This window comes from Prescottella defluvii (assembly GCF_000738775.1).
Lineage (GTDB): Bacteria > Actinomycetota > Actinomycetes > Mycobacteriales > Mycobacteriaceae > Prescottella > Prescottella defluvii.
Window position 1 is genome coordinate 1 of sequence record NZ_JPOC01000002.1, and the last position, 22,267, is coordinate 22,267.

Annotated in this window: 20 protein-coding genes; 11 read left to right on the forward strand and 9 right to left on the reverse strand. The window is 68.3% G+C overall.

Annotation, left to right across the window (positions count from 1 at the left end; all coding sequences use genetic code 11):
• Window positions 1–52: 52 nt before the first annotated feature.
• Window positions 53–772 (reverse strand): endonuclease/exonuclease/phosphatase family protein, encoded by a 720-nt coding sequence (locus IJ15_RS0100100; RefSeq protein WP_031936319.1) that lies wholly within the window; start codon window positions 770–772, stop codon window positions 53–55.
• Window positions 773–1,151: 379 nt separating this feature from the next.
• Between IJ15_RS0100100 and IJ15_RS0100105 the strand changes: the two genes are divergently transcribed.
• Entirely contained in the window at window positions 1,152–2,012 is an 861-nt protein-coding gene (locus IJ15_RS0100105; RefSeq protein WP_081880503.1) for a methyltransferase domain-containing protein, read from the forward strand.
• Here the strand turns inward: IJ15_RS0100105 and IJ15_RS0100110 are convergent.
• Entirely contained in the window at window positions 1,917–2,582 is a 666-nt protein-coding gene (locus IJ15_RS0100110; protein WP_031936321.1) for a DUF6891 domain-containing protein, read from the reverse strand. The two genes, IJ15_RS0100105 and IJ15_RS0100110, sit on opposite strands and share 96 nt — an antisense overlap.
• Window positions 2,583–2,677: 95 nt before the next feature.
• Here IJ15_RS0100110 and IJ15_RS0100115 point away from each other — a divergent pair, with 95 nt between their 5' ends.
• Window positions 2,678–3,595: a poly(ethylene terephthalate) hydrolase family protein gene (locus IJ15_RS0100115; protein ID WP_231569371.1), complete on the forward strand. Its 918-nt coding sequence runs from the start codon at window positions 2,678–2,680 to the stop codon at window positions 3,593–3,595.
• Between the two features lie 159 nt (window positions 3,596–3,754).
• Window positions 3,755–5,017, forward strand: coding sequence for a glycosyltransferase 87 family protein (locus IJ15_RS0100120; RefSeq protein WP_081880505.1), 1,263 nt, complete (start codon window positions 3,755–3,757; stop codon window positions 5,015–5,017).
• Between the two features lie 153 nt (window positions 5,018–5,170).
• On the opposite strand, the gene IJ15_RS0100125 is transcribed toward IJ15_RS0100120, so the two are convergent.
• From IJ15_RS0100125 to IJ15_RS0100140, 4 genes are read right to left on the reverse strand one after another with little or no spacing between them, the layout of a single operon-like run.
• Window positions 5,171–5,413, reverse strand: a complete 243-nt coding sequence (locus tag IJ15_RS0100125) for a hypothetical protein (RefSeq protein WP_031936324.1) — start codon at window positions 5,411–5,413, stop codon at window positions 5,171–5,173.
• Between the two features lie 51 nt (window positions 5,414–5,464).
• Window positions 5,465–7,738 (reverse strand): heavy metal translocating P-type ATPase, encoded by a 2,274-nt coding sequence (locus IJ15_RS0100130; RefSeq protein ID WP_031936325.1) that lies wholly within the window; start codon window positions 7,736–7,738, stop codon window positions 5,465–5,467.
• Between the two features lie 49 nt (window positions 7,739–7,787).
• Window positions 7,788–8,732, reverse strand: a complete 945-nt coding sequence (locus IJ15_RS0100135) for a hypothetical protein (RefSeq protein WP_031936326.1) — start codon at window positions 8,730–8,732, stop codon at window positions 7,788–7,790.
• Window positions 8,732–8,941: a heavy-metal-associated domain-containing protein gene (locus IJ15_RS0100140; protein WP_031936327.1), complete on the reverse strand. Its 210-nt coding sequence runs from the start codon at window positions 8,939–8,941 to the stop codon at window positions 8,732–8,734. The genes IJ15_RS0100135 and IJ15_RS0100140 overlap by 1 nt, the downstream gene beginning before the upstream one ends.
• Window positions 8,942–9,510: 569 nt before the next feature.
• Between IJ15_RS0100140 and helR the strand changes: the two genes are divergently transcribed.
• From helR to IJ15_RS0100170, 5 genes are all read left to right on the forward strand, one after another.
• Window positions 9,511–11,784 (forward strand): RNA polymerase recycling motor ATPase HelR, encoded by a 2,274-nt coding sequence (helR, locus tag IJ15_RS0100150; RefSeq protein WP_197059698.1) that lies wholly within the window; start codon window positions 9,511–9,513, stop codon window positions 11,782–11,784.
• Window positions 11,785–11,796: 12 nt separating this feature from the next.
• The gene (locus IJ15_RS25205; RefSeq protein WP_156111976.1) at window positions 11,797–14,202 is read left to right on the forward strand and encodes a glycoside hydrolase family 5 protein; all 2,406 of its coding nucleotides are present in this window, start codon (window positions 11,797–11,799) and stop codon (window positions 14,200–14,202) included.
• A 290-nt stretch (window positions 14,203–14,492) separates the two neighbouring features.
• Window positions 14,493–14,804 carry a hypothetical protein gene (locus IJ15_RS0100160; RefSeq protein WP_031936330.1) on the forward strand — a complete coding sequence of 104 codons (312 nt, stop codon included), beginning with the start codon at window positions 14,493–14,495 and terminating at the stop codon, window positions 14,802–14,804.
• A 57-nt stretch (window positions 14,805–14,861) separates the two neighbouring features.
• Entirely contained in the window at window positions 14,862–15,038 is a 177-nt protein-coding gene (locus IJ15_RS26315) for a hypothetical protein (protein WP_197059699.1), read from the forward strand.
• Window positions 15,039–15,236: 198 nt separating this feature from the next.
• Window positions 15,237–16,643, forward strand: a complete 1,407-nt coding sequence (locus IJ15_RS0100170; RefSeq protein WP_031936331.1) for a WS/DGAT/MGAT family O-acyltransferase — start codon at window positions 15,237–15,239, stop codon at window positions 16,641–16,643.
• Between the two features lie 19 nt (window positions 16,644–16,662).
• Here the strand turns inward: IJ15_RS0100170 and IJ15_RS0100175 are convergent, their stop codons facing one another.
• Both IJ15_RS0100175 and IJ15_RS0100180 read right to left on the reverse strand, forming a co-directional pair.
• A complete protein-coding gene (locus IJ15_RS0100175; protein WP_231569372.1) occupies window positions 16,663–16,902 on the reverse strand; it encodes a hypothetical protein in 240 nt (79 codons plus the stop codon).
• 20 nt (window positions 16,903–16,922) lie between these two features.
• Window positions 16,923–17,708 carry an HNH endonuclease family protein gene (locus tag IJ15_RS0100180; protein ID WP_031936333.1) on the reverse strand — a complete coding sequence of 262 codons (786 nt, stop codon included), beginning with the start codon at window positions 17,706–17,708 and terminating at the stop codon, window positions 16,923–16,925.
• Between the two features lie 323 nt (window positions 17,709–18,031).
• On the opposite strand from IJ15_RS0100180, the gene IJ15_RS0100185 reads away from it, so the two are divergent.
• The gene (locus tag IJ15_RS0100185) at window positions 18,032–18,976 is read left to right on the forward strand and encodes an aldo/keto reductase (protein ID WP_031936334.1); all 945 of its coding nucleotides are present in this window, start codon (window positions 18,032–18,034) and stop codon (window positions 18,974–18,976) included.
• Between the two features lie 80 nt (window positions 18,977–19,056).
• Here the strand turns inward: IJ15_RS0100185 and IJ15_RS0100190 are convergent, their stop codons facing one another.
• Complete coding sequence (locus tag IJ15_RS0100190) at window positions 19,057–20,073, reverse strand: beta-ketoacyl-ACP synthase III (RefSeq protein WP_031936335.1); 1,017 nt, start codon at window positions 20,071–20,073, stop codon at window positions 19,057–19,059.
• A gap of 441 nt (window positions 20,074–20,514) precedes the next feature.
• On the opposite strand from IJ15_RS0100190, the gene IJ15_RS0100195 reads away from it, so the two are divergent.
• Window positions 20,515–21,645: a DUF4185 domain-containing protein gene (locus IJ15_RS0100195; protein WP_031936336.1), complete on the forward strand. Its 1,131-nt coding sequence runs from the start codon at window positions 20,515–20,517 to the stop codon at window positions 21,643–21,645.
• A 76-nt stretch (window positions 21,646–21,721) separates the two neighbouring features.
• Window positions 21,722–22,159, forward strand: a complete 438-nt coding sequence (locus IJ15_RS0100200) for a nuclear transport factor 2 family protein (protein WP_031936337.1) — start codon at window positions 21,722–21,724, stop codon at window positions 22,157–22,159.
• Window positions 22,160–22,267: the final 108 nt, after the last annotated feature.

A 22,267-nucleotide genomic window follows, 5' to 3' on the forward strand; every position in this document is an offset into this window, starting at 1 on the left:
CAACGTGCCCGGGCATCACATCTAGCCCGGGTTGCCCGGCTGATATCGGGGATTACGACGTCGGCTCCGCCGGCATCAGCCGGCACATGACCCCCGAGTGGTCGCTGAGCCGGAGTTCGGCGGAATGCCCGGGCCAGGTGCGCAGTTCGGTGCACGTCAGGTCGGGGGCGATGTGGTCGATCAGCGGACCGTGTTCGACGTCGCCGGCGGTGTGGATCGTCCACCGGTCCATCACCTCGGCGAGTCGGGCGGCGACCCGGACCGGCTGCCGGCGCCTGGGGATGCGCTGGTTGAAGTCCCCGGCCACCACCGTCGGGACGGCCGGGTCGAAGCGGGCGGCGAGGTCGTCGAGCTGGTCGAGGCAGTCCAGGTGCTCCGACCATGCCGTGGCGTCACCTCGCCCACCGTTCACATGCGCGTGGGTCCACGGAATGCACACGGCGACAATCCGAATCGGCCCACCGGGTGCCGCGGTCAGCGCCGTCACCACCCGCCCGGCCGCGCCGCCCGTGGTGAGCCGGCCGACGTCGGTGAGCGGCCAGCGGGACCACAGCACCACCTTGCGGCGGTCAGGCCTGTGCGGGTACCCCCAGTCGTCGCCGGCGTCGACAGCGTGCCCGCCATCCTGCAGGAGTGCCCGCCGTCCTTCGGTGACCACGAAGACGTCCGCGTCGGTGGCGGCGAGCCGCCGGCGGACCATTGAGCCCCGCGGGCCGTCGGCCGGCGCCCATGCAGTGTTCCAGGTCGCGACAGTGATCTCGGCGCTGCTCACGTCCAACACCCTACGGGCGCAATCCGACTGACGGGTGTACCTCCGGCAGCCGACCAGATGGCACCGCCGCTCGGTCGACAGCTAGCCACCCGGCGCCCTATCCGGAGGTCCGTGGATTTCGACGCCGACTCCTGTTCGCTCATACGGGGACCACTGTCACGAACCGTCGGGCGTACCGCCTGGCCGAGAACCGGCGATCTCACCGATGTGTGCTCTAATGTGCCTGTGATGACCTTCGCGCAGCTCTGGTGGCCGCTTTCCCAGCGGCCTTGAACTGTGTTTTCCGGCCGCCTCCCGCGCGGCCGACGATCCTCGCCTGTATGACGGCATTCATCCCGGTTGACGCGGTGGGGTGGCCCCGCATCGAGAGGACCACCCCATGACCGTCGACGACGATCCTGTTCGCACCACCGGCATCGGCGAGATGCTGATCAGTTCCCGCTCGCTCGGCGAATACCGCGCCATGTTCAACCTCACCGACGATGACCTGGCCGTGCGGATCCTGGACTGCCCCGGCGGTGCCGCTGGGTTCACCAGTGAAGTGAACAGGCTCGGCGGCGACGTGACCGCTTGCGACGTAGCATATTCCGCGCAAGCGGCCGACGACCTCGCCGGCATGGCAGCGACCGAGACGGATCGCGGAAATCGATACGTCCGCGCACATACAGAGCAGTACAAGTGGACGTTCTTCGCCGATCCCGACGAGCACCAGCGCACCCGGCAACAAGCCGCCCGGCAGTTCGCCGCCCACATTCGCCAGTACCCGCACCACTACGTCGCCGGGCGGTTGCCTTCGTTGCCGTTCGCAGACGCCAGCTTCGATCTGGTGCTCAGCTCGCACCTACTGTTCAGCTATTCCGACAGACTCGATCACACCTTCCACGTCGACGCGATCGGTGAGCTGATGCGCGTCGCCCGCGACGAGCTGCGGATCTTTCCGCTGGTGGCCGCGGGATCGTCGGCGCCCTACCCGCGACTCGACGAGCTACTCGCCGAGCTGCGGACCCGCGGCATCACCGGCCACGTCGTCGAAGTCGACTACGAATTCCAGAGAGGCGCACACCAGATGCTGACGTGCCGCAGAACCCCTGCCACAGACCAAGCTCGGGCCGCCGTCGACTCGGACGGAGAGGAATCGAACCGGCTACGCCTCGATCGGCGCGTACCAGTCGGCGTTCCCGAGCAGCACCCGCGTACCCAGGTCGCCGTTCCATTCCGGCTCGATGCCGTGCCGCCGTAGAACGGGAAACACCACGTCGTCGAGTAGGCGCTTCACATCGGCAGCGTAGAGAGCTTCCTTCGCTTCTTCGCTGAGCGCGTCATAGGCGGCCTCGTCGTGCGTTTCGGGCGGAAACGCGCCGTAGCCGATGTAGGTCTGGCCGTCCTCGACGAGACGGTCGGTGTCCTGCTGGTGGAAGTACACATAGCCCTGCCAGTGGCGGCTGTCGTCACGCTCGCCCCAGATCTCACCGGATGCGCAACTGCCACAGCAGGAGAAGTCCACACGGGCGACCACGCCGTTGGCATTGAGTTCCTCGAACGCGGCGATCGTGCGGGACGTGTACGCCCCAATCTCCGCCTGCTGGCGCAGCCGGGCCGCGCGGAACGCGCCGAACGCCGCCTCGAGCTGCTCCTCGGTGAGGTCGTAGTCCTCGCTGTAGAAGTCGATGAAGTCGTCGACGTCGTCTCGGCCGGTGACGAGCTGAGCCCAGATCTGCTGGCCGAGCTCGGTGCGGTCGTCCTCGTCGAGGGGCAGATCGGGCAGGATTGCATAGGGCGGGAGCGTGTTCGGGTCGGACAACGCGCTCACGGCGCCACCTCCGGATAGCTGACGGAACCAGGCGAATCACCCAGCAGCCACGAGACTACGACCTCTCCTGCGCCGACACTGAGTAGGGTCCGTTCGTGACGTTACGACGACCGCCCCTCGCCATCCGACGCACCCGGACACTGCTCGTCGCCGCAATGATCGCGATGCCGATGGCGTCCGGACTCTCGGTGCCGGCACTCGCATCGGTTCCCGCGACAGGTCCCACGACGCCGGCGGCTCCCGCTGCACCGGAACGGCAACCCGTCAGCGAACGTTACGCCGCCACCGGCCTCCACGCCGTCACATCGGTTGCGGTGCCCGGATACCAGATCTTCCACCCCGCCGACATCGCCACCAGCACGGACCGCCATCCGGTGGTCACCTTCGGCAACGGAAGCTACGCAACGTACGAGCAGTACGAGGAATTGCTCCGCCACCTGGCCTCGTGGGGCTTCGTCGTCGTGGTCGCCGACAGCAGCGTCACCGGCGACGGGACCGAGATCCTGGCGGCAGCGCGCTACGTTCTGGCGCAGAACGACAACCCGGAGAGCGTCTTTCACGACCGCATCGACGTCGCGCACGTCGCCGCCGTCGGGCATTCGCAGGGCGCCGGCGGATCGATCAACGCCAGCACCGACTCCGACGGACTGATCACCTCCACCGCCGTGCTCGACCTGCCCGATCCGTGGTGGGCCACTCGGCCCGTCGACGTGATCGACGTGGCTCTGCTGACAGGTCCGGTGTTCTACGTGACCGGCGCCGAGGATCCGGTCTCGACGGCCATACCGCAGGCCGCGTATCACGCGGTGAGCCCGGGGCCCGCCGCCCGCGGCCGCCTGCTGGGGGTGGGGCACAACTGGCCCACCGACGGCGGTGGATTCCGCGGCTACCTCACCGCATGGCTGCGCTTCACCCTCACCGACGACATCGATGCCGCGCGCGCCTTCGTCGGTCCGGCACCGGAACTGTTGTCCGATCCACTGTGGGACGGGACTGCGGTCAAGGGTTGGTGAATCGACGGTTCCGAGGAACCGTCAGCGTCAATTCTTTTCGAGCTGAAGAACCTTCCGGATACCGTGGCAGATCTGCCGACACGCGCCGAGCCGATACAACAGGCCTTCCGTGTCCGCGGTTCCGGACCCAGCCGTTCGCGTGACCACTAGGGTGACCAAATGCGGCATCCAGGGCAAAACCGAGCCGAGCGAACGTCGTCCGAGCGTTTCCTCGGCAGTCGGGCCGGCACCGCAGTTGCGGCGGCTGCCTTGGTCGCGTCCGCCGCGCTGACGCTCGTCCTGCTCGCCGGGAACGACTACATCGACCTGCTGGTGTACCGCATGGGCGCGACGGTGCTGCTCGACGGCGACGACATCTACGGTGCGCTGCCTCCGGTCACCGGCGACTTCGGACTGCCCTTCACCTACCCCCCGTTGTCGGCGATGCTGTTCGTGCCGCTGGCCTGGCTTCCCCTCGGGATCGGCAAACTGCTGTTCGCCCTGGTGTCGATCGCCGCCCTGGTGGTGACACTTCGGCTGGCACTCGGTCGGGTGTGGCCCGAACTGGAGCCGCGGGCCGCGTGGACCGTCACCGGCATTGCTGTCGCGGTCGCGCTGCAACTCGAACCGGTCCGCGAAACGATCAGCTTCGGGCAGATCAACATGGTTCTGATGGCGCTGGTGGCGGCCGACGTGCTCACCGATAAGCCGCGCTGGCCGCGGGGTCTGCTGATCGGCTTCGCCGCGGCGATCAAGTTGACGCCCATCGGTTTCCTCCTGCTGTTCCTGATCAGGAAGGACTGGCGAACGAGCAGAACCGTCGTCGTCTCCGCCGTGGGTTTCACCGCACTGGCGTTCGTCGTCCTGCCCGGCACCTCGTGGAAGTACTGGTCGCAGACCCTGCCGGACACCGGACGGATCGGTCCCGCCTACTTCGCCAACAACGAATCCTTCAAGGCCGTCATCGCTCGGTTCGGTCCGCCCGAACAGATCGGATCGGTGCTGTGGTTGGTCGCAGTCGCCCTCATGCTGCTGGTCACGGTGATCGCCATCCGACGGGCGCTCGAGCGTGGTGATCTCGTGTCGGCGCTGCTGGCCAACGCGACCGCCATCCTCCTCGCCTCGCCGGTGTCGTGGTCCCACCACTGGGTGTGGGCGGCACCGGCACTGCTGGTCCTCGCACTCGGAACGCTGCGTGCTCCCACCGCGCGAAATATCATCGCCACCATCGGTATCGGCGTCGTCTTCCTGATCGGCCCGCAGCACCTACTGCCGATCGGAGCGGACCGCGAACTGGACTGGGCGCTGTGGCAGCACCTGCTCGGCACCCTATACGTGACCATCGGAGTCGGGTACCTGGTGTGGCTCGCGTGCACCACCCGTGATCAGGAAGGCAGGCCCGCAACACCATCCAGGAAAGGCGCACCGCGAAGCCGCGCGTAGAGAATTCAGTTGAATGGCCCCGGTGTTGGAATCGTCGGGACTGTCCGCCGGCGTCCGTAATCATCGGGGTGGTCGGATCGGGCCGCTCCGATCAGGTGTCGGGGTGTCGTCGCCCGGTCGTGCCGGGCCACGACACCCCGGAAAACACTGCGGTTACGCCATGTTGGCGGCGTACCTGGCCGGGTCCGAGTCGAACGCGGGGCCGCAGCCGGGGCAGCAGAGGTAGTAGCGCTGGCCTTCGAAGTCACGGACCAGGCCGGCGGCCTCAGCGGCCTTCTTGCTCACCGGGGTTCCGACCATGACCGGGCAGGTCGTCATGTCATCGGCGTCAGCTGCGGCAGGGCTCGGTACGGTGGTACTGCAGCAGCTGGAGGCGGCCTGGGGTTCGTTCGTCATTGTCGGTGAATACCTTTCATCGGAGTGATGGGGCGGGTGTGGTTCGTGACGTCACCGCTGGGCGACGCTCTTGAACCCGCGCAGGCGGAGGCTGTTGCCGACGACGAAGACGCTGGAGAACGCCATCGCCGCGCCTGCGAGCATGGGGTTGAGCATTCCGAGTGCTGCGACCGGAATCGCGGCGGTGTTGTAGGCGAATGCCCAGAACAGATTGGTTTTGATCGTCGACAGCGTCTTGCGTGAGAGGCGGATCGCGTCGACCGCGCTGCGCAGGTCACCACGCACGAGGGTGATGTCGGATGCCTCGATGGCGACGTCGGTGCCGGTGCCCATCGCAAGGCCCAGGTCGGCCTGCGCGAGAGCGGGGGCGTCGTTGACGCCGTCGCCGACCATGGCGACGATCTTTCCCTCCCGCTGGAGGGAAGCCACCACATCGACCTTGTCCTTCGGCAGCACCTCGGCGATGACCTGCTCGATGCCGACCTCGGCGGCGATCTGGCGGGCAACCGCTTCGTTGTCGCCGGTGAGGAGGACCGGGGTGAGGCCGATTTCCTTGAGTTGGGCGATCGCCTCGGCGCTGGTGGGCTTGACGGTGTCGGCAACAACGAGGATGCCGCGGGCCTGGCCGTCCCAACCGATGGCGACGACGGTTTTGCCCTCACCCTCGGCGCGCACCTTCGCGGAGGCGACCTCACGGGACAGCCGCTGCGACCAGTCCGCGAGCAACGACTCCCGTCCGACGACCACCGGGGTGCCTTCGACGATGCCCTGCACGCCCTTGCCCTCGACGTTCGCGAAGTCCTCAGGCGTCGGCAACGCGCCGACTTCCTGAGTGGCGCCCTTGGCGATGGCCTGCGCGATCGGGTGCTCGGAGGCGTCCTCGAGCGCGCCGGCGAAGCGCAGCAGCTCAGCCCGGTCGACGCCCGGCTCGGTGATCACGTCGACGAGGGTCATCTTGCCGGTCGTGACGGTGCCGGTCTTGTCCAAGACCACGGTGTCGACGTTGCGGGTCGATTCCAGCACTTCGGGGCCCTTGATGAGGATGCCCATCTGTGCGCCGCGGCCGGTGCCGACGAGCAGCGCGGTGGGGGTCGCAAGTCCCAGGGCGCAGGGGCAGGCGATCACGAGGACCGCGACTGCGGCGGTGAAGGCAGCAGCGACAGGGAAGCCCGCACCGAGCCACGCGCCGAGCGTGAGGAACGCGATCACGATCACGATCGGCACGAACACACCGGAGATGCGGTCGGCGAGGCGCTGTACCTCGGCCTTGCCGGTCTGGGCGTCCTCGACGAGCTTCGCCATCTGCGCGAGCTGTGTGTCAGAGCCCACTCGTGTCGCACGCACCACCAGGCGGCCGCCCGCGTTCACGGTGGCGCCGGTGACGGCGTCGCCTTCGCCGACCTCGACGGGCACTGATTCGCCGGTGAGCATCGACGCATCGACTGCGGAGGTGCCCGAGGTGACCACACCGTCGGTCGCGATCTTCTCACCAGGGCGAACGATGAACTCATCGCCGACCTGGAGGTCCTCGACCGGGATCTTGACCTCCGCGCCGTTGCGGAGCACGGAGACTTCCTTCGCGCCGAGCTCGAGCAGGGCACGAAGAGCAGCCCCGGCCTGCCGCTTGGAACGCTTCTCGAAATATCGGCCGGCGAGGATGAACATCGTCACGCCCGCACCGACTTCGAGATAGATGTTCGCCGCACCGTCAGACGGTGCAATCGTGAACTCGAACGGGTGCGTCATGCCGGGGGTGCCGGCGGTGCCGAAGAACAGCGCATAAATCGACCACAGGAATGCGACCGAGGTACCCACCGAGATGAGCGTGTCCATCGTCGCCGTGCCGTGCTTGAGGTTCGTCCACGCGGCCTTGTGGAACGGCCACGCCGCCCAGAGGATGACGGGGGCAGCGAGGGCGAGCGACGCCCACTGCCAGTTGACGAACTGGAGTGCCGGGATCATCGCCATCGCGATGACCGGCACGGTCAGTACGACCGAGCCGATCAGTCGCTGTCGCAGCGAGATGAGCTCGGGATCAGGCTCGTCCACGTCGCCGTTCGATGACACGGCGGCAGCCTTGGCGGCCTTCGGCTGGGGCAGCGCGGCGGTGTAGCCGGTCTTCTCCACCTCGGCGACCAGAAGTGCCGGGTCGTAGCCCTCCGGCACCGTGACCTTGGCCTTCTCGGTGGCGTAGTTGACCGTCGCCGAGACGCCTTCGAGCTTGTTCAGCTTCCTCTCGATCCGGTTCGCGCAGGAGGCGCAGGTCATCCCGCCGATCTCCAACTCGATGCCCGGTCCGCTCGTAGGCGGTGCTGCTGTGCTCATCCTCTTCCTTCTCCCTCAGCTCTCTTTGCGACGACACCTCCCGTACGGGTCAGTGACCGCCAGTGTGCGAATCGTTGTCCGACTGGGCGCCGTCTCGATCCCCGGCATCGAGCACGAACTCAGCGGTGTGGACCTCGCCGTCGACCTGGAAGTCCAGATACAGCAGGTAGCGGCCCGCGGTCGGCGCCTCCGCCATGAAGCCGATCTCGGGGCCGGCCGTGTCGCCGGCCTGAGGGTCCTCTCCTTCGGCGTGGACGTGCAGATAGGCCATGTCGCCCTCCCGCAGCGCGACCAGGTGGCCGAATGCGCCCAGATAGGGCTCCAACGCCGTGACCGGTTGCCCGGCGCGCTCGACCGAAATCGTGAGGTCGCTTGATGCGCCCGCCGTGAGATCGCCGTCGAGGGTGACGGTGAAGCCGTCGACCTCAGCGGTGTGCCGCACCGCGGTCTCAACCGGGGTGAACACGCCCGCCACCTCGACAGCGCGCGTCAGCGTGACGCCCGATGTGCCGTCACCCGCGGGGGTGAAGTCGGCGTACACCCGGTAGGTGCCTGCCTCCTCCCACGCCCACGGGGCGGACCAGGTACCTGTGCTCGTATCGAGTGTCGGGTGCAGATGCCGGAACTGTGCGCCGTCCGTGCGGACCACGATCAGGTGCAGTTCCTTCTCGTGCGCCTCCGCGAACCGGGTCACCGACTCGCCGGCCTCGGTAAGGATCTGGAAACTGAGCTCACCCTTCTCCCCTGCGGCCTTCGGGGCCTCGACGGGCGAGAGCACGAAACCGTCGGCATCGAGAGAGAGCCCCTTCAGCGTGTGGCCGACGGCCTCCTGCTCGTCGGTGCCGTGTCCTTCGTTGTGTGTGTTCATGTCACGTCCTTCCGTCCACGCCGCTACGACGCTGTCGGGGATGACGGCTCCGGCGGTGCCGAATGCGCCGCCGAACGCCACCACGAGCCCGGCGCCGTAGAGCGCGAGTTTCGTACCGGCCTTCATCAGATGCGCACCGCCGAGTAGCCGGCACTCTCGACCGCCGCGAAAACCTTTGCGTCCTCGACCTTGTCGTCGGCCGTCACGACGAGCCTGCCCGTCTGCGCACTGACCTGGATGTCCTGAACGCCGGCGATCTCGCCGACCTCTTCACGAATCGACAACTCGCAGTGCCCGCAGGTCATGCCCGTCACCTGATACTCGTTCGCAGTCATCAGTTACCCTCCTCCATACCCCTACCGGGTATATGTACCTAAGTTATACCCCCCATGGGTATCCGACAAGGAGAGTGAGCCTTCGAATGAGCGTTGTCACACGCATGGCCCGAGCCATAGTTGCGCCGACAGAGGTCCGCATCGTCATCGATCGTTGCTGCGGTGCGCTCCACTGGCTCGTCACGGTGAGCATCGGAAAGTAGGAGCACGACAAGCCACAACCGGAGATGCGCTGGCGCCAGTCGGCATCGCCGACGACCCACTGCGTAGCAGCGTCGGCGGTACAGGCGCGATCGGCGTCGCGTCTCCTCCGGAGCCATGTCCGACACAGTCGGTTCGCTCTCCGCAACACCGGATGCTCCCGTGCAGCGGGGAGAAGAAGCTCTCCATGGCGGCATTGTCGAGCGGTGCCGACTCACAGATCGTGGACGGCGGAGGTGAGAAGGGCGGAATTCCGCTCCTTTCCACTTTCAACTTATAACGCACAGGGGGCCTTGCGGCAAGGCCCCGGTGATGCCGCAGAATCGCTGGCCGAAGCCAGGACCAGCAAGGGAAGTACCGGGGTGCGCATGTCGATTCAGGAGTACGACGACGAACTGCAGCTCGAGCAGGGCTACGTGAACGGTCTCTACGCACGGCTGGACGCCGAACGTGCGCGGGTGAAGGGCAGGTATCGAGCGGCGTTGCGGGGACACGACGGGGCGCTCGTGGATCGGGAGGCCGAGGTGCGGGCGCTGGCCACCGAGGTGCAGCGACTGGACGTCGCCGACAACGGATTGTGTTTCGGCCGAATCGACTCCGTGTCCGGCGATCGTTCGTACATCGGCCGCATCGGGCTGTTCGACGAGGAGAACGAGTTCGAACCGCTGCTGCTCGACTGGCGGGCGCCGGCGGCGCGCGCGTTCTACGTCGCCACCGCCGCGAGCCCCGAGGGCGTGCGCCGGCGCCGCCAGTTCCGCACGCGAGGGCGTCGACTGACCGGCTTCACCGACGAGGCCCTCGGCCGCCCCGACGGCGACGAGCAGGCCGACGGCCCGCACCGGGGCGACTCGGCTCTGCTCGCCGCGGTCAACGCGCCGCGCGGCGACGGGATGCGCGACATCGTGGCGACGATCCAGGCCGAGCAGGACCGGATCATCCGCCTCGACCACCCCGGGGTGCTGGTGATCGAGGGTGGCCCGGGCACCGGGAAGACGGTGGTGGCGCTGCACCGCGTCGCCTACCTGCTCTACACCCAGCGGGAGCGGATCGAACGCCACGGCGTGCTGGTGGTCGGGCCCAACCCGGCGTTCCTCGACCACATCGGCCGCGTCCTGCCGTCGCTGGGCGAGTCCGACGTGGTCTTCATGACGACGGGCGATTTCGTCCCGGGTCTGCGCGTCACCGCCGAGGACGACCCGGAGGCCGCCCGGCTCAAGGGCTCACTCGAGATCGTGGACGTGCTCGCCGCGGCGATCGCCGATCGGCAGCGACTGCCCGAGGATCCGCTGCTCATCGAACTGTCCGACGTGGTGGTGCGGATCGATGCCGGCACCGCACAGTGGGCCAGGGAGGAGGCGCGCGCGAGCGGACGGCCGCACAACGAGGCCCGCGCGGTGTTCGCCGAGATCGTGACCTACGTGCTCACCGAGCGCGCGATCGCCCGGATCGGCCGCGGCTGGTTGACCAGAAAGGACGAGCAGGCGTGGGAGGAGTTGCGGGCCGACCTGGTCGCAGAGCTCGCCGGCAACGATGCGTTCACCGCTGCACTCGACGATCTCTGGCCGATCCTGACGCCGGAAACGTTACTGGCACAGCTGTACACGTCGCCCGATCGACTGCGTGCCGCCGGTGCGGCACCGGCGCTGTGGCGGGCCGACTGTGACGCCTGGACGGTGTCGGACGTGCCACTGCTCGACGAACTGGTCGACCTGCTCGGCACGGACCCGTCCGCCCGGCAGGCCGCCGACCGGGAACGGCAGGCCGCGGCCGGCGCGGAGGCCGCCTACGCGGCCGGCGTGCTCGACCTCATGGTCGGTCGCGAGGACCACATGGACGACGACGACCACCTGTTCGCCACGGACCTGCTCTACGCCGAGGACCTGGCCGACCGGTTCGTCGAGCACGACACCCGGGAACTCGTCGAACGTGCTGCCGCGGACCGGGACTGGACCTATCGGCACATCGTGGTCGACGAGGCTCAGGAACTGTCTGAGATGGACTGGCGGGTGCTGATGCGGCGCTGCCCGAGCCGGTCCTTCACCGTGGTGGGTGATCTCGCCCAGCGCCGGTCGGCGGCCGGCGCGACCACGTGGGACGCGATGCTGGAACCGTACGTGCCCGGCCGCTGGGTCTACCGGTCACTGTCGGTGAACTACCGGACCCCGGCGGAGATCATGGCCGTCGCCGGGGCACTGCTCGCCGAGTTCGCGCCGGGCGTCGAGCCACCGGAGTCCGTCCGTGCGTGCGGCGTCCCGCCGTGGTCCCGACAGGTGACCGAGGACCAACTGACCACTGCCATCGACGAATTCGTGCGCAGCGAGTCCGCCCGAGACGGGACGAGCATCGTCATCGGCCCGCCGGGAGTGCCCGGCGCGGTGACGGCGTCGGAGACCAAGGGCCTGGAATTCGACGCCGTCCTGGTGGTCGAGCCGGAACGGATCCTCGCCGACGGCCCCCGGGGCGCCGCCGAACTCTACGTCGCCCTCACCCGCGCCACCCAACGCCTCGGCGTGCTGCACCGGAACCCGCTGCCGCAAGTTCTGAGCGGCCTCGTCGAGGCCAGTCCACCACTTGGACAATTGACCAATTTCGGGAGTGGGCGGGGCCGGCGGCGTCTAGGGTTTCCCGTCGTCCCCGACTGAACGGAAGTACCGGTGTCCCCACAGCGACTTGCATGGCTCGCCACACTGACCTTGGGCCTGCTGGTCGTCGTCCAGGCCGCCGCCGACCCGAGCGGACTGCTGAGCCTGGTCGGCTGGACGGGCGCCGACCTCTGGCCGATCCGGGCGCCGTGGCAGATCGCGCCGTTCGTCGTCTACCTCCCGGTGCTGCTGGGGGTCACGTGGTGGACGGTGCGCTCGACCGCCGGTTCCCGCTGGCTGTTCGCGGCCGCGACATCGGGCGTCGTGCTCGCGGTGATGCTGGCGAAGTTCGCGATGTCGCTCGTGGCGGTGCACGACCTCGGGACCGCCGCGTGGGGCGCCGGATTCGCCGCCGCCAAGGCACTTCCGGCGGCACTGATCGTCGCCGGCGCCGTCGCTGTCGCCGGACGCAACCGCCCGATCCCCGACATGCCCTCCGACGCGCCGCCGGTCTGGATCGGCGCGCTCGTGTTCGGGGCCGCGGCCCCCGTCCTGGCCGGACAGTGGTGGTCGGGAGCGCCCTACGACCGTGTGATGCCGGCGCCGAATCCGATGAACGGGCCGGTCGCGACCGTCGGCGGCGTCGCTGTCCTGGTGCTCGGCACGATCGTCTGCCATCGGGTACTCGCCCGCCGGATCTCCGGTGGCGCCGCCGCAACCGTCCTCACCGGATGGTTCGCGGCGATGGGCGCCGGCGCCGTACTGGCGCTCGTGGCCACGATCGTCGGCCTGTTCTCCGACGACGGCTTCGCCGGCGATCTGTGGCCGTTGATGTCCGGGTACATCCGGTTCGCCGACGGCCTCTCGTACGGCGCCTGCACGGGGTGGATCGTCGGACTCGCCGCGCTGTGGGCGGCGCACCGCAGGGATGTTCCGGCGCCGATCCCCCGCACCGCCGTCCGGGTCGGCTCGGTGGCCCTGGTCGCCGTCGCGATCACCGTGCCGCTGCTCGCCCGTCCCGATGCCGCCCCCACCTCCCCCGTCTCTCCCATCTCTCCCGCGGCCGTCCAGGCTGCCGACGCCGGAGAGCTTCTGCCCCTGCGGGTCTCAGGTGACGTGATCGCCGACTCCGCCGGCCGCGAAGTGCTCCTGCGCGGCGTCAACGTCAACCAGCTCGTCGACTTCTATGCGCCGCGGCCCGAGGTCCCGTCGACCCTGCCGCTGACCGACGAGGACTTCGCCGGCATCGCCGATCACGGGTTCAACGTGGTCCGCCTGGCGTTGTCGTGGTCGGCCCTCGAACCCGAGCGGGGACGGTACGACGAGGCCTACCTCGACCGGATCCGGCTGGCCGTCGCGCAGGCGAAGTCGCACGGCCTCTACACCGTGCTCGACATGCACCAGGACGGCTGGTCTGCGGCACCCTCACCGGACGACGTCGACTGCCGGCCCGGCACCTCCCCCATGTGGGGCTACGACGGTGCCCCCGAGTGGGCGACGATCACCGACGGCGCGCCCCGCTGCCAGTTCACCGGCCGCGACATCTCGCCGGCCGGAGGCCGTGCCTTCAACAACTTCTACTACGACACCGACGACGTGCAGGAGCACCTGGTCCAGGCGTGGGCGATGCTAGCGACCGAATTCAAGGACGAGCCGGCCGTGGCCGGGTACGACCTGTTGAACGAGCCGAACTTCGGTGAGTCCGCGCCGCTCACGTCGTCGCTGCTGCTGGGCCGCTTCTACGACCGGGCCATCGACGCCGTCCGCGCGGCCGGCGCCGAGCAGATCGTCTACTTCGAGCCGAGCATCCTGTGGTCGGGCCTGGGCTTCGACAGCGGCCCCCCGGCCGACTTCACCGACGATCGGAACATCGTCTTCTCGCCGCACCTGTACGCGGAGTCGATCACGATGGACGCCTCGCTCGGGCTGCCGGTGATCGTCGGCATCGAACGGGGTTTCACCCTCGCCGAGCGGGTGGCGGACAAGTACGGCGTCCCCGTCTGGAGCGGCGAGTACGGCTACTGGGGTGACGGCCTCGTCGACAAGGCGACCCGCTTCTCGAAGGAACAGGACGCGCACGTACAGGGCGGCGCCTACTGGGTGTGGAAGCAGTCGTGCGGTGACCCGCAGAACGGCATCCAGGAACTGGGCGACGGGCTCATGCCGGTCCTGTGCAGCACCGGCGCCGACGCGCCCCGGAACACCGCACTGCTGGATCAGCTGACCCGCGCCTACCCGCGTCTCGCGCCCGGCCGGATCACCCACCTCGCGGCGGACGGGGATCGGCTGGAGCTGACCGGTCGCGCCGGCGACGGCAGCTGCCGCCTCGAGGTCTGGTTCCCCCGCTCGATCGACACCGGAGCCTCGGTCGTCGACACCCTCGGGATCGACGACGTCACGTGGACGCCGCTCGGCCGGGGCGCCCTGCTCACCGGATGCGCCACCGGCGACTACGAGGTCCACGCGAGCGGCGCCTGAGCTGCACCGAACCCCTCTGCCGACCCGCAATTGGGCCTTCCGACCTTGACCGATGCAGTGTCTCCGCGCCACGCGGCCGCCCGCCCCGCGCCATATGATGCGAGAGCCCAACCGCGGGTCAGCGCGATCGAAGCACGTCGACGCACCCCTGACCTGGCCCGGAACACCTCCGGACCCGTGGACCACGAGGCCGACGAATCCTCGGATCCGCAGGGCAGCCTCCGCCGCTCACCTCACCCGGTGCGCGGCACCGCAGCGTCGTCGCAAGCCACAAGCCACAAAGGAGTCACATGAACAACGAGTTCGCGAATCCGGCATTCGCCGCGATCGCCACGGGTGACGTCGTGTTCATCGGGAGTTCGGCCGCGCTCGAGGACGCGCGCATGCTGGCCGCCGTCCTCGGCCACCGCGGGACCGACACCGTGGACGGAGACGTCGACTGCGCGGTCGTCGACGACGACATCCTCGACGGCATCTGCACCGCGACCCAGGCGGCGCTGCTGGTCCAGGTGCGAGCACTGGACGTACCCGTCCTCACCGTCCACGACGCGCGCACCCGCTTCCGGGCGGCAGCCGGGGCCGGGGTCCTGTCGCCGACGTGAGCTGACTCTCAGCCCAACCTTCGCTTTTTCACAGAGTCCGGTGCTAGAAAAATAAGCATGTTGTGGCTGTGGGTCGTACTGGGCACGTGGATCGTGCTCGCCTGCGCGGCGGCCGTCCTGATGGGACGGTCGATCCGTCGTGCCGACCGCGAAGAACTCGGGTCGACGCTCGACTGGAACCTCGCCGACCTCGAGGCCGAGGACGCGGAGAATCCGCGCGATTCACGGCACTGACACCCCCACACCGAATCTCGGATCAATCCGACAATTCGATTCCGGTTCCGGACAATAGCCGAAAAACACCCATTCACCTGGACATTCGCACAGGTAGCGCAGGCATCGACGATCCCGTACAACTGACAACACGATCGCGATCTGCAGCACGCCTGCCCCGGGTTTCGCGGGCACACCACCTACCGAAGGGTGCCCTCGATGCCGCTCCCCATGCCACCGACGGACTCGGTCTTCCTGCTCGGTGAATCCAGGGAGCATCCCATGCACGTCGGTGGCCTGGTACTGCTCCAGCCTCCGGACGGCGCCGAGGCCCACGACGTCCGGGAGATGCTCGACACGGCCATCGCCCGCAACGAGGTCGCCCCGATGCTGCGCAAGCGCGCCAGAAGGTCCGTTTCGTCGCTGGGACAGTGGAGTTGGGAAGCCGACACCCAGTTCGACATCGGACACCACATCCGGCACGACGCACTCGCGTGCCCCGGCGGGATGCGCGAGTTGTCGGCGTTGACGGCACGCCTGCACGGGACGCTGCTGGACCGCAACCGACCGCTGTGGGAGATGCACCTGATCGAGGGCCTCGCCGACGGCCGTTACGGCGTCTACACCAAGATCCACCACAGCGTCACCGACGGTGTCGGCGCGATGCGGCTGCTGCGCCGCGCGCTCAGCATCGACGCCGACAAGCGCGGCATGCCCGCCCCGTGGGAACCCCGTGCACCGCATGCACACACCCCCCACGACACCGGCCTCCTCGACGTCCCGCTCGCCGCTGTCCGCACCGCCGTCGACGTCCTCGGGGAAGCCACCGGCCTGGTCCCCGCGCTGACCGGAACCGTGCTCCGTGCCCTGCGCCGCCAGGGCGGACCGGTGTCGTTCGCCGCGCCGCACTCCGCCCTCAACGTGCCGATCACCGGTGCCCGCCAATTCGCCGCGCGCAGTTGGTCACTCGACCGTCTCCGACTGGTCGCGAAGTACGCCGACGCCACGATCAACGACGTGGTGCTGGCAATGTGCTCCGGCGCGCTACGCGGCCACCTGACGGACCGGGGCCTGCTTCCCGACTCCTCGCTGATCGCGATGGTTCCGGTGTCGCTGCGGGACCCGCGAGAACGCCCCGCGTCGATCGCCGATCCGAACGACAAGAGTGGCAACGAGATCGGCACCCTCATGTGCAACCTCGGCACCGACCTCGCGGATGCCGGCAGCCGTCTGGCACGCGTGCACCGGTCGATGGCGGAGGGCAAGGCCGCGCTGCGCGGGATGAGCGCCACCCAGATCGTGGCGATGAGTGCGCTCGGCTCCGCACCGCTGGCCCTGGACCTGCTGCTGGGCCACCACGGCCCCCTCCGACCGCCCTACAACATCGTCATCTCCAACGTGCCTGGCCCCAACGCGCCGCTGTACTGGAACGGCGCCCGACTCGACGCGCTGTACCCCCTGTCGATTCCGCTCGACGGCCAGGCGCTCAACATCACCTGCACCAGCACCGAGGAGTCGATCGCCTTCGGCCTCACCGGGTGCCGCCGCGCGGTACCGCACCTCGAACCGATCCTCGCGCACCTCGACCACGAACTGGCCGCGCTCGAGGCCGCCGTCGGCATCTGACACCGTCGGCGCGGACGCCTCACGCCTCGAACGGGATCACATTGCCCGCGGCGTCACGCGCCCCGGCACCGGCCACGATCGCTGTCGCGAGATCGCCGACCGACTGCCACGTGGCCGGCGGGTCGTCGTCGAGATTGCCGATCGTGAGCCATGTTTCGGTGTCGCGATAGCGGACGAGGCCTCGGCCCTGCCCGTCGAGCATGACGTCGAGAGCGCCCGACACCGTCCCTTCCTCCTCGGTCATGACGGCGGCGCTCACGGCGATCTCGACGATGTCGCTTATGCGGACCCTCCCTGGCTGACACAGTCGTCGACGGCGGTGCGCAGTGCCGCCTGCTCGGCGGTGTCGACGGCCAGCCCGTACTTTACCTTGACCTGCAGGTATCGATCGACGTACGCGCACCGGAACTTCCCCGGCGGCAGATAGGTCGCCGCGTCCTGATCGCCCTTCGAACGGTTGGCCGACGGATCGGAGGCCGCCAGATTGACCGCGTCGTTCGCGATGCGGCGACGGGTGTCCTCGTCGAGATTCGCCGCGCCCGACCGCCACGCCTCCGCCAACGCGACGATGTGTTCCGCATCGACGGCCGACGACTCGGTCATCCACTTGTACGGCTTGAGTTCACCGGTCTTGCGGTCGAGGAATCCGTACTCGTCTCGCCACCCACCGCCGGAACCGATCGACAGGTCGCAGCTCTTCGGATCGAGCCGCACCGGCCCTTCCGCGTCGCGCAGCAGCATCACCTCGCGGGTCGTGCACCGGCTGTACTGCTCGAACTCGGGGCCGAACCCGTGCTCGGGCCGGTTCGCGTCCCAGTGCGGAAACTGCTCGCGGCTGTAGCCGGTCATCGGCAACTCGGGAGCGACGGTCACCTGCGCCAGCAGTTCGGCGAGCTCGCCGACGGCGACCGTGTCCTGCGGGGAACCCGCCCCGGGACCATCGACGCTCAACCACTCCTCGACCAGCACATAGCCGACGGCCAGGATCACCGCGAAGCAGATCGACGCACCCACCGCGAGCATGCGGCGCACCGAACTCGATGCCCGGGACAGCGCCCGCTTCATGCGGTCGCTCCCCGAGACGCGCCACCGATAGCCGCACCGGAAACCCGCGCGGGCACCGTCAGTTCAGCCGTCGCGGAGGATTGTTCGGGGGCGGCGGATGCGGCCGGCCATGACTCGTCGATTCTCACTGCACTCACGGGCGACCGGATCCTCTTCTCTCGTACATATGTTCGCAGGGAAGATCCTAGACGGCACGGAAAATGGAGCGACCACCTGACCTGTTACCACACACCGGAATTCGCCCTCGCGCGCTGACCCGAACCGGGCGTAGTGTCCGGACCGGGCAGCTCACCGCCCGCTCGAGTGCCAGTGTCAGGAGTTCGATGTCCACAAACATGCAGTACGTGACCCTCCCCGGAACCGATCTCGTCGTCTCGACGGTGTCGTTGGGCTGCAACAACTTCGGTTTCCGAACCGATGCGGCCGGGTCCCAGGCCGTCGTCGATGCGGCTTTGGAGCAGGGCATCACGCTCTTCGACACCGCCGACATCTACTCCGCGGGCGAGTCCGAGAAGTTCCTCGGAGCCGCGCTCGGCAGCCGTCGCGACCAGGCCGTGATCGCTACCAAGTTCGGCGGACCGATGAACGAGGAGGACAAGGGTTCCTCCCCCGACTACGTCCGACGCGCCTGCGACGCCAGCCTGCGCCGACTCGGTGTCGACCACATCGACCTCTACTACCAGCACATGCCCGACCCGACCGTGCCGATCGAGGACACCCTGGGCGCGCTCGACGAACTGGTCCAGGCCGGCAAGGTCCGCCACGTGGCGTGTTCCAACACGTCCGCGAAGGGCATCGCCGAGGCAGTCGCCACCTCCCGTGAACGTGGACTCCCCCGCTTCGTCGCAGCCCAGATCGAGTGGAATCTGCTCGAGCGCAAGGTCGAGAACGACATCGTGCCGACCTGCACCGAACTCGACCTCGCCGTGATCCCGTACTACCCGCTGGCCGCCGGACTGCTCACGGGCAAGTACCGCCGGAACATCGAGTTCCCGGCGGGCTCACGCTTCGACAAGTCGGAGTACTTCGCCGCCACCGCGACCGAGGCGGCACTGACGCGCGTCGAGGAACTCCTCACGCTCGCGAGCAAACTCGACCGCAAGCTGTCCGAGATCGCCGTCGCGTGGCTGGACGCCAAGCCCCAGGTCGCGTCCGTGCTGATCGGTTGCTCCACCCCCGACCAGGTCATCCGGAACACCTCGCACCTGCGTCGCCCGCTCGACGAGGACGAACTGGCCCTCATCGACGGGTTCCTCGCACAGCACTGACCCGGCACGGTCCCGGTCCCGAAAACGCGGTGGGCCCGCTCGATTCGATCGAGCGGGCCCACCGGGACAGTCGAGAGCGTCTAGTCCTGCGCGAGCGGCGGCAGGGTGACGACCTGACCCGCGTACGACAGGCCGGCACCGAAGCCGACCAGCAGCGCCAGCTCGCCCGGCTTCGCCTTGCCCGTGCGGATCACTTCCTCCATCGCCAGCGGGATCGACGCCGCGGACGTGTTGCCGGTATCGGCGATGTCGTCGGACACGGGCACCGACTCGGGCAGCTTGATGCTGCGCGCGATGACCTCGTTGATGCGGCCGTTCGCCTGGTGCGGGATGAACGCGCCCAGATCCTCCATCGCGACACCGGCCCGCTCGAGCGCCTGCGTCGCGACCTTGCCCATCTCGAAGGCGGCCCAGCGGAACACCGCGGTGCCCTCCATCTTGATCCACGGACGCTGCGACGGGTCGTTGGCGAACGAGAGCCAGTCCGGCTCCTGGCGGATGGCCTGCGACTGCGAGCCGTCGGAACCCCAGACGACGGGGCCGATGCCCGCGACGTCGCTCGGGCCCACCACGACCGCACCCGCACCGTCACCGAAGATGAACCGCACCGAACGATCGGTGGGCTCGGTGCTGTCGGACATCCGCTCGACGCCGATCACGAGGACGTACTGCGAGGTGCCGATCCGGACCATGTCGGACGCGACCGACAGCGCGTAGCAGAAGCCTGCACACCCGGCGGTGACGTCGAACGCCGCAGCGCCCCCCGTTCCGAGGGTGTCGGCGACGATCGCGGCGCACTGCGGCGTCTGCGACGGGTAGGTGGAGGTCGCGACGATGACCGCGCCGATCTGCTCGCCGGTGAGGCCGCTCGCCTCGAGTGCCTTGCGACCGGACGAGATCGCCATCGCGAGGACGCTCTCCTCGTCGTTAGCGAATCGTCGGTTCTTGATCCCGGAGCGCGACTGGATCCACTCGTCGGTGGAGTCGATCAGTTCGCAGATCTCGTCGTTGCTCACGACCCGCTGCGGGCGGTAAACACCCAGACCGAGGATGGCGGACTGCCGGACCTCGGTTGAGTTCGAGATCTGCGCACCCATGTTTGGTCTCCTCTACTGCGTACTCTCACGACGACGCCCACGCGGCGACGTTCCCCCCGACACGGTACTTCGCCCCACCTGCAGGCTGTGTTACTCGGGTCCCTGTATTTGAATGCGGCGCGTCGGCGGTCGACACACGCCGGCCGGCGACCGGCCGACCCCCTGGGCAGGCGCGACGACGACGGCGGCACTCCGGAACCCCGTCGAACGAGACGGGGACAAGAGGGGAACAAGGGTCGGACAAGACCCGGACAAGACTCGCGATCCGTGACATCTCTTCCCATTCCGGCAATTTCGAGATGGGTGCCACGGCCCTTATTGCAATTCCGGAATGACCATTCGGAGAATGGGCATTCCTGTTAGCCTTTTATCCGCCCGCCGGAGCGCCCGAGCGACCGGCGTAGTTTCGTAACACCTGGCAGGGGCCGATTTCCACCGAGGATGGGAACACCCGTGAGACGAACCCGATTTCGATCCGTCATCGTGTGCGCACTGTGCTCGACCGCGCTTCTCGCCGCATTCCCCGGCCCCGCCGGCGCCGACCCCAATACGGTGAATCCCATTCCGGTGTTGAACGGAACGACCGGACTGCCGATACTCCACGGGCGCAGCCAGGCCGTCGCGCAGGCCACCGGCCTGCTCAGCGCCAACCGCACCCAGGACTACAACGTGCTCGGCACCGACCTCGGGATCATGTGGGACAACGGCGACGGACAGGTGCTGACCGCCTTCGGCGACACGGCCGGCCTCGGCCTCCCGAATCTGCTCGCGGGCAGCCTGTGGTCCTGGCGCAGCAACATCCTCGTCCGCAGCACCGACCGCGAGCTCTCCGACGGAATGACCTTCGACAACTCCCCACGCGACATCCTCGGCCAATCCAAGGAACTGGTGCCGAGTCCGAAGATCCCGTTCGTCGAGATCAGCCGCATCCCGACCGCCGGGGTCGCGGTCGACTCCGTGCAGTACATGAGCCTCATGTCGGTGAAGCAGTGGGACGAGCCGGGCAAGTGGAAGACCAACTACTCCGAACTCGCGTTCTCGACCGACAACGGCGAGAACTGGGTGGAGGCGCCCGAGACCCGGCGTCCGCCCGTCGGCGGAAACGCCAACTTCCAGATGGGAGCGTTGGTCCGGGACGGCGGCTTCGTCTACCAGTACGGCACGCCCGCCGGCCGGGGCGGTCTGGTCTACCTCGCCAGGGTCCCCGAGAAGCACATCCGCGATCTCGACGCCTACGAGTACTGGGACGGCGGCAAGTGGGAGCCCAAGAACCCCGACCTGGCCACGCCCATCGTCTTCGGCGGCGTCGGCGAGATCTCGGTGCAGTACAACTCGTTCCTCGGGCAGTACGTCCTGCTCACCACGGACCACCGGAACTCCGTCGTGATGCGCCGCGCACCCGCCCCCACCGGACCGTGGGGCGCCGCCGAGGTTCTCGTGGACGGCAACGAACTGCCGTCGATGTACGGGGCGTACATCCACCCGTGGTCGTCCGGGCCGGACCTCTACTTCCTCACCACCGTGCACTCCAACTACAACGTCCTGCTGATGCGCACGACGCTGCAGCGGTGAGAAACGTCGGCGCGCTCGTCACGAACCGCTGCTACCGTCCCGAGCAAACACTTGGTTTGTATTGCGAGGAGACGACATGGAGCAGCAGCAGCAGAGCACCGATCCACGCGGTGAGATCCAGGACCTCCTGGCCCGCATCGCGCAGCTCGCCGACGACGGCACCGTCGAGGAGTACCTCGAGAACTTCACCGCCGACGCGGTCTGGGAGTCACAGCCCAACCCGGTGACCGGCATGGCCGCGCAACTCCGCGAGGGTGTCGCGTCGATCGAGGAGGGCGTGCGCGAACGCCGGGCCGGCAGCGTCCAGGGGCCGGGCACGTCCAGCCGGCACGTCATCACCACCGTCGCGGTCTCGCTCGACTCGGACGTCGCGGCGTCGTCGACGGCGTACTGGCTGTTCTTCCGCGACACCACGACCGAACCGCGCCTGGCCGGGGTGGGCCGCTACGACGACACCCATCGGTTCGAGGACGGCCGCTGGAAACTCGCCCACCGCCGCATCACCGTCGGCTGATCTCCCCGCGTTTTGCGCACTTGTCGCGAGTTTCCGGGTCCCTGGAGCGCGACAAGTGCGCAAAACGCGAGAGGGGCGGGGATACGGGGGCGGGGATACGGTCGTAGC

Bases quoted from the DNA above. Each gene is read 5' to 3' on its own strand.
- IJ15_RS0100105 (WP_081880503.1), top strand. From the start codon at position 1,152: ATGACCGTCGACGACGATCCTGTTCGCACCACCGGCATCGGCGAGATG.
- IJ15_RS0100120 (WP_081880505.1), top strand. From the start codon at position 3,755: ATGCGGCATCCAGGGCAAAACCGAGCCGAGCGAACGTCGTCCGAGCGT.
- IJ15_RS0100125 (WP_031936324.1), bottom strand. From the start codon at position 5,413: ATGACGAACGAACCCCAGGCCGCCTCCAGCTGCTGCAGTACCACCGTA.
- IJ15_RS0100130 (WP_031936325.1), bottom strand. From the start codon at position 7,738: ATGAGCACAGCAGCACCGCCTACGAGCGGACCGGGCATCGAGTTGGAG.
- IJ15_RS0100135 (WP_031936326.1), bottom strand. From the start codon at position 8,732: ATGAAGGCCGGTACGAAACTCGCGCTCTACGGCGCCGGGCTCGTGGTG.
- IJ15_RS0100140 (WP_031936327.1), bottom strand. From the start codon at position 8,941: ATGACTGCGAACGAGTATCAGGTGACGGGCATGACCTGCGGGCACTGC.
- helR (WP_197059698.1), top strand. From the start codon at position 9,511: ATGTCGATTCAGGAGTACGACGACGAACTGCAGCTCGAGCAGGGCTAC.
- IJ15_RS0100160 (WP_031936330.1), top strand. From the start codon at position 14,493: ATGAACAACGAGTTCGCGAATCCGGCATTCGCCGCGATCGCCACGGGT.
- IJ15_RS26315 (WP_197059699.1), top strand. From the start codon at position 14,862: ATGTTGTGGCTGTGGGTCGTACTGGGCACGTGGATCGTGCTCGCCTGC.
- IJ15_RS0100170 (WP_031936331.1), top strand. From the start codon at position 15,237: ATGCCGCTCCCCATGCCACCGACGGACTCGGTCTTCCTGCTCGGTGAA.
- IJ15_RS0100180 (WP_031936333.1), bottom strand. From the start codon at position 17,708: ATGAAGCGGGCGCTGTCCCGGGCATCGAGTTCGGTGCGCCGCATGCTC.
- IJ15_RS0100185 (WP_031936334.1), top strand. From the start codon at position 18,032: ATGTCCACAAACATGCAGTACGTGACCCTCCCCGGAACCGATCTCGTC.
- IJ15_RS0100190 (WP_031936335.1), bottom strand. From the start codon at position 20,073: ATGGGTGCGCAGATCTCGAACTCAACCGAGGTCCGGCAGTCCGCCATC.
- IJ15_RS0100195 (WP_031936336.1), top strand. From the start codon at position 20,515: ATGGGAACACCCGTGAGACGAACCCGATTTCGATCCGTCATCGTGTGC.
- IJ15_RS0100200 (WP_031936337.1), top strand. From the start codon at position 21,722: ATGGAGCAGCAGCAGCAGAGCACCGATCCACGCGGTGAGATCCAGGAC.